Source organism: Kineococcus indalonis, assembly GCF_009906395.1.
Lineage (GTDB): Bacteria > Actinomycetota > Actinomycetes > Actinomycetales > Kineococcaceae > Kineococcus > Kineococcus indalonis.
This window is the reverse complement of record NZ_JAAALM010000227.1, coordinates 1-6,065: the sequence shown is the minus strand read 5'-3', so window position 1 is coordinate 6,065 and position 6,065 is coordinate 1. Positions and strand designations below refer to the sequence as shown.

6 protein-coding genes are annotated in these 6,065 nt (G+C 77.9%); 1 reads left to right on the top strand and 5 read right to left on the bottom strand.

Annotation, left to right across the window (positions count from 1 at the left end):
- Nucleotides 1-62: 62 nt before the first annotated feature.
- Nucleotides 63-926, bottom strand: coding sequence for an RNA polymerase sigma factor WhiG (gene whiG / locus GTR00_RS12080; RefSeq protein WP_407659683.1), 864 nt, complete (start codon nt 924-926; stop codon nt 63-65).
- 401 nt (nt 927-1,327) lie between these two features.
- On the opposite strand from whiG, the gene GTR00_RS25795 reads away from it, so the two are divergent.
- Nucleotides 1,328-1,687 (top strand): histone-like nucleoid-structuring protein Lsr2, encoded by a 360-nt coding sequence (locus GTR00_RS25795; protein ID WP_166611865.1) that lies wholly within the window; start codon nt 1,328-1,330, stop codon nt 1,685-1,687.
- Between the two features lie 90 nt (nt 1,688-1,777).
- Here GTR00_RS25795 and GTR00_RS12070 read toward each other — a convergent pair whose 3' ends face one another.
- From GTR00_RS12070 to GTR00_RS12055, 4 genes are all read right to left on the bottom strand, one after another.
- Nucleotides 1,778-2,947, bottom strand: coding sequence for an RtcB family protein (locus tag GTR00_RS12070; RefSeq protein ID WP_166611864.1), 1,170 nt, complete (start codon nt 2,945-2,947; stop codon nt 1,778-1,780).
- 154 nt (nt 2,948-3,101) lie between these two features.
- On the bottom strand, nt 3,102-4,310 hold the full coding sequence (gene dprA / locus GTR00_RS12065) for a DNA-processing protein DprA (protein WP_205705643.1): 1,209 nt from the start codon (nt 4,308-4,310) through the stop codon (nt 3,102-3,104).
- The gene (locus tag GTR00_RS12060) at nt 4,307-5,869 is read right to left on the bottom strand and encodes a YifB family Mg chelatase-like AAA ATPase (protein ID WP_166611863.1); all 1,563 of its coding nucleotides are present in this window, start codon (nt 5,867-5,869) and stop codon (nt 4,307-4,309) included. The genes dprA and GTR00_RS12060 overlap by 4 nt, the downstream gene beginning before the upstream one ends.
- Nucleotides 5,869-6,065, bottom strand: a 197-nt coding sequence (locus GTR00_RS12055; protein ID WP_205705642.1) for a YraN family protein, incomplete at its 5' end; no start/stop codon positions are given. The genes GTR00_RS12060 and GTR00_RS12055, both read right to left, overlap by 1 nt.

Genomic DNA, 6,065 nt, shown 5'->3' with positions numbered 1-6,065 from the left:
GGGCGGGCAGGCGGGACGGGCAGGCGGGGCGAGCGGACCGGGGCGGTGGTGCCCCGGCCCCCTCAGCCGGCGTCGCTGAGCTTGCCGCGCAGCTGCAGGACGGCCTTGGTGTGCATCTGGCAGATGCGCGACTCGGTGACGCCCAGGACCCGGCCGATCTCGGCCAGGGTGAGGCCCTCGTAGTAGTAGAGGGTGACGACGATCTTCTCGCGCTCGGGCAGCTGGTTGATCGCGCGGGCGAGCAGGAACTTCGTCTCCTCGCCCTCGAAGGCGGCGACGGGGTCCTCGGCGCGGGTGTCCTCGAGGGTGTCGACGAGGGAGAGCTTGTCGCCCTTCTCCCCCGACACGCTCAGCAGCTCGTCCAGGGCGACGACGTTGACGTAGGAGACCTGGCTGAAGATGTGGTGCAGGTCCGACAGCGGGATGCCCATCCGCTCGGCGACCTCGGCCTCGGTGGGGGTGCGGTGCAGCTCGCCCTCGAGGGTGGCGTAGGTGCGCTCCACCTCGCGGGCCTTGCTGCGCACCGAGCGCGGGATCCAGTCGATGGCGCGCAGCTCGTCGATGATGGCGCCGCGGATGCGGGAGATGGCGTAGGTCTCGAACTTGATCGCGCGCTCGATGTCGAACTTCTCGATGGCGTCGATGAGGCCGAAGATGCCGTACGAGACCAGGTCGGCCTGCTCGATGTTGGGCGGCAGACCCACGCCGACGCGGCCGGCGACGTACTTCACCAGCGGCGAGTAGTGCATGATCAGCTTCTCGCGCACGAGCGCGTCGCCGCTGGCCTTGAACTCCACCCACATGGCGCGCAGGCGGGCCTCGGCCTCCTCCTGCTCGGGGGTGACCGGCCCCTTGCGGCTGGTGAAGCGGGCGTTGGCCTGCGGGCGCCCGGCGGGGCGCACCTCCTCGGCGGTGGCCTCCCCCAGGCCCTGGGCCGGGCTGTCGGCGCTGCCCTGGTCGGTCACCACGCTCAGGCCGGAGCCGGTGCGCTCCGACGGCGCGACGGCGGCGGCCTCGCGCCCCGATGGTGCGTCCACCGTGTCCTCCCCCCGGTGCGCCAGGCCCGCGGGGGGCCTGGCGGTGCGATCCCCGCGCACGCGGCGCGCGGACGTGCGTGCGGACCTGCTGGACCCGCCACCGTCAGCGTAGCGTGACCGGGCAACTCCTGAACGCTACGAGCGCCGGTCCGGACGCCGGGAGCGGTGCGCGCGGCGCACCGGGCCGGGCGGGCACCGCGTGCCAGGATGGCCGTGCGCGGTGCGACGGGTGCCGCGGGGCGCGGGCGCGACGTGGGCCCGCGCGGGCAGCACGCACGAGGGGCGAGGCAGTGGCGCAGCGGACGACGGTGGTCCTGACCGACGACGTGGACGGCGGCGAGGCGAGCGAGACCGTCCGCTTCGGCTTCGAGGGCACCCACTACGAGATCGACCTCAGCGCGACCAACGCCGAGAAGCTGCGCCGCGCGCTGGCCCCGTACGTCGAGCACGGCCGGCGCGTCAGCGGCCGGCGCGCGGCCGCGGGCACCTCCTCGTCGGCCGGCTCCTCCGCCTCCCGCCCGGCGGACGACGCCGACGCGGTGGACGGCGCCGCGGTGCGCGCGTGGGCGCGCGAGAACGGCATCGAGGTCAGCGACCGCGGCCGCATCAAGTCCGAGGTGGTCGAGCGGTACAAGCAGGCCGCGGGCTGAGCGCCGGGGCGGGCCGGAGCCGCTCACGACCCCGGCCCGCCCCGTCACCGCCGTACCCCGTCACCGGCCCGGCCCGGCCGGTGGCGGCGCTCAGTCGCCCTTGACGTTCACGACCTGGTGCAGGGTGTGCCTGACCTCCACCAGGTCCGCGGCGTCGGCCATGACGACGTCGACGTCCTTGTAGGCGGCGGGGATCTCGTCGAGGAAGGCGTCGGTGTCGCGGTACTCGATGCCCCGCATCGCCTCGCGCAGCTGCTCGCGGGTGAACCGCTTGCGCGCCGCGGTGCGGCTGAACTCCCGCCCGGCGCCGTGCGGGGAGGAGTTCAGCGACTCGCGGTTGCCCTTGCCGACGACGACGTAGCTCGCCGTGCCCATGGAGCCGGGGATCAGGCCGGCGCGGCCGGCGCTCGCGTCGATGGCACCCTTGCGCGACAGCCACACCCGGCGCCCGTAGTGCTCCTCCACGACCGTGTAGTTGTGGTGGCAGTTGATGCGCTCCTGCTCGCGCACCGGCTCGTCGAGGAACCCCGCCAGGCACGCGGCGACGCGGTCCATCATCTCCTCGCGGTTGAGCAGGGCGAAGTGCTGCGCCCAGCGCAGGTCCGAGACGTAGGCCTCGAACTCGGGCGTGCCCTCCACCAGGTGGGCGAGGTCCGCGTCAGGCAGGTCCAGGCCCTCCCGGCGGGCGCGCTGCTTGGCGACGGCGATGTGGTGCACCGCCAGCTTGTTGCCCGGGCCGCGCGAGCCGGAGTGCAGGAACAGCCAGACGCGGTCCTCCTCGTCCAGGCTGACCTCGATGAAGTGGTTGCCGGAGCCCAGGGAGCCCAGCGCCATGCGCCAGCGCGGCGCGAGCGACTCGCGGAAGGCCGCGCGCTCCGGCTCGGTCGCCTCCAGCTCGGCCACCCGCGGCGCCGCCGTGGCGCTGAGCGCGCGGTTGGCCGCGCCGGCCGACAGGGGCACGCTGCGCTCGATCGCCACGCGCAGCACCGACAGGTCCCGTCCGCGCAGCGCGTCGGCGCCGAACTGCGTGCGCACCGCGATCATGCCGCAGCCGATGTCGACGCCCACCGCGGCGGGGATGAGCGCGCGGTCGGTGGGGATCACCGAGCCGACCGTCGCGCCCTTGCCGAGGTGCGCGTCGGGCATGAGGGCGACGTGGGGGTGGATGAACGGCAGGCGCGAGGTGGTCAGCGCCTGGCGCCGGGTGCCCTCGTCGAGGATCGACGCCCAGTTCAGCAGCTTCTCGTCCAGCTTCTCCACGGCCCTGCCACTCCTGTCCCCGGTACGACGACCGGTTGCGCCGCAACGGCTCTCGCGCAGCGCAGAGATCGACCGTACGGGCTGCGCCCCCGCTGCGCCCACCGGTTTCCCCCCTCCTGCGTACCTCCGCGGCGGGCCCGGCGCGAGCCGGGCCTCAGCGCGGCGGGGTGGGCGTGCCCAGCCGCCAGCCCGCCCCGTGGCGCACGGCGGTGCCCGCCAGCTCCAGGCGGCCCAGCAGGGCGTGCACGGCCGCCACCTCCAGCCCGGCGGCCTTGGCGATGCGCTCGGTGCTGGCCGCGCTGCGCCGCGGCAGCGACTCGGCCACGCGCAGCTCCTCGGGCCCCAGGCCGTCGAAGGGGCGCCGCTGCGCGTCCGCGGGTGCGGGCGCGGGTGCCGTCCCCACGGGCCCGAGCAGCTCGGCGACGTCGTCGGCGCAGGTGACGCAGACCGCGCCGCGCTCGCGCAGCAGCCGGTGGCACCCGGCCGAGGCGGCGGAGGTGACCGGTCCGGGCACCGCGCCGACGGGCCGCAACAGCCTCTCGGCCCGCTCGGCGGTGGACAGCGCCCCCGAGCGCCACGCGGCCTCCACCACGACCGTGCCGAGGGTGGCGGCGGCGATCAGGCGGTTGCGCTCCAGGAAGCGCCAGCGGGTGTGGTCGGCGCCGCAGGGCACCTCGCTGACCAGGGCCCCCTCGCGGGCCAGCCGGCCCAGCAGCGCGGCGTTGCCCGCCGGGTAGGGGCGGTCCACCCCGCCGGCGAGCACGGCCACGCTGGTGCCGCCCACGGCCAGCGCCGCGCGGTGCGCCACCGCGTCCACGCCGGAGGCGCCACCGCTGACGACGGTGAACCCGCGCTCGGCCAGGCCGGCGGCGATCTCGGAGGTGACGTGCTCGCCGTAGGCGGTGCTGGCCCGCGAGCCGACCACCGCGGCGCTGCGCCGCACGGCCCCGGCCAGGTGGGCGGGGCCGCGCACCCACAGCGCCAGCGGCGCGCCCAGGGGCCGCTCGGGGCCGCCGTGGTGGGCGAGGTCGTCCAGCCCCGCGGGCCACTCGTCGTCGCCGGGCACGACCAGGCGCCCGCCCACGGCGCGCGCGCGGGCGAGGTCGGCGAGGGGGTCGGTGTCCTCCAGCCGGGTCCGCCAGCGCCGCGGGCCGCGGCCGGTGACGACCGCCTCCAGGGCCAGGGCGGCGCCGACCTCGGCGACCAGGGCGGCGGCGGCCGCGTCACCGGGTTCGACCAGCCGGCTCCATGCCGCGCGGGCCAGCCGCTCGTCGTCCAGGGCGGGACGCAGCGCGGGCGGCACCCGCCGCACGGTCACCGGGCGCTCGGGCACCGGGCGCCCGGGCACGTCGTCGGTGCTCACGCGGCGGCGCCGGGCACCGCGCCGGGCACGCCGCGCAGCGCCAGCGCCCGGCCCACGTCGTCGCGGTCGGGGGCCGGCGCCCCGCGCAGGTCGGCCACGGTCCACGCCACCCGCAGGACGCGGTCCAGCCCGCGCAGCGTCAGCGCCCCGCGCTCCATGGCCCGGTCGAGGTCGACGGTCACCGAGGGCGGCAGGCGCAGCGCCCCGCGCAGCAGCGGGCCGCGCAGCTCGCCGTTGCAGCGCGCCCCGTGCGGGGACAGGCGCTCGGCGGCCAGAGCGCGGGCCGCGCGCACCCGGGCGGCCACGGCGGCGGTGTCCTCGCCCGCCGCGCCCTCGGCCACCTGGGCGCGGGTGACGGCCCGCACGTCCACGCGCACGTCGACCCGGTCCAGCAGCGGACCGGACAGCTTGGCGGCGTAGCGGCGCCGGGCCTGGGCGGTGCAGGTGCACTCCAGCCCCCGGCCCACCGCGCGCCCGCACGGGCAGGGGTTGGCGGCCAGCACGAGCTGGAAGCGCGCCGGGTAGCGCGCCGCGCCGCGGGCGCGGTGCAGCACCAGCTCCCCCTGCTCCAGCGGCTGGCGCAGCGCCTCCAGGACGCGGGCCTCGAACTCGGGGGCCTCGTCGAGGAAGAGCACCCCGCGGTGCGCGCGGGAGGCGGCGCCCGGGCGCGGCACGCCGCTGCCGCCGCCGACGACGGAGGCGACCGAGGCGGTGTGGTGCGGGTCCTCGTAGGGCGGCCGGGTGATCAGGGCCCCGGCGCCCGGGCGCGAGCGCAGGGCGCCGGCCACGGAGTGCACCGCGGTGACCTCCAGGGCCGCCTGCTCGTCCAGGTCGGGCAGCAGCCCGGGCAGCCGGGCGGCCAGCATCGTCTTGCCGGCCCCCGGCGGGCCCGACATCAGCAGGTGGTGGGCGCCCGCGGCGGCCACCTCCAGGGCGAAGCGGGCGTCGCCCTGGCCCACGACGTCGGCGAGGTCCGGCGCCGGGCGCGCCGCGCCGGCCGCCGGCGGTGCCGGCGCCAGCGGCGGCTCGGGCAGCTCGGGGGGCGGGTCCCCGCGGTAGTCGGCGACGAGCTCGGCGAGCCAGCGCACCCCGCGCACGCGCACGCCCGGCACGAGCGCGGCCTCCTCGGCGGTGGCGGCGGGCACGACGACGGAGCGCACGCCGGCGCGCGCGGCGGCCAGCACGGCCGGCAGGACGCCGTCGACGGCCCGCACGCTGCCGTCCAGCCCCAGCTCGCCCAGGTGCACGGCGCCGGCGGAGGCGTCGGCGGGCAGCACCCCGCTGGCGGTCAGGGCGGCGACGGCGACGGCGAGGTCGAACCCCGAGCCGGACTTGGGCAGCGTCGCCGGGGAGAGGTTCACCGTGATGCGCTGCTGCGGCAGCGGGCAGCCGGAGTTGGCCGTCGCCGCGCGCACCCGGTCCTTGGCCTCGTGCAGGGAGGCGTCGGGCAGGCCGACGAGCACGAAGGCGGGCAGCCCCGGGGAGATGTCCGCCTCGACCTGCACCAGGTGCCCGTCCAGGCCCACCAGGCCCACGGCCAGGGCGCGCGCCAGTGCCATCAGGACACCCCGCGCAGGTGCTCGACGTGCGCGGCGCCGCGCGCCGGCAGTGTCACGGCGACCACGTCCAGGCGCACCCGGGGCGGGTGCTGACCGGGGTGGGCCCGCAGCCACTCCCCCGCCAGCCGCCGCAGCCGCGCCAGCTTCGCCGGCGTGACGGCCTCCACGGCGCTGCCCGCGCGCGTGCTGCGGCGGG

Coding starts and splice junctions, on each gene's coding strand:
- GTR00_RS12060 (WP_166611863.1), bottom strand. CDS start 5,869: ATGGCACTGGCGCGCGCCCTGGCCGTGGGCCTGGTGGGCCTGGACGGG.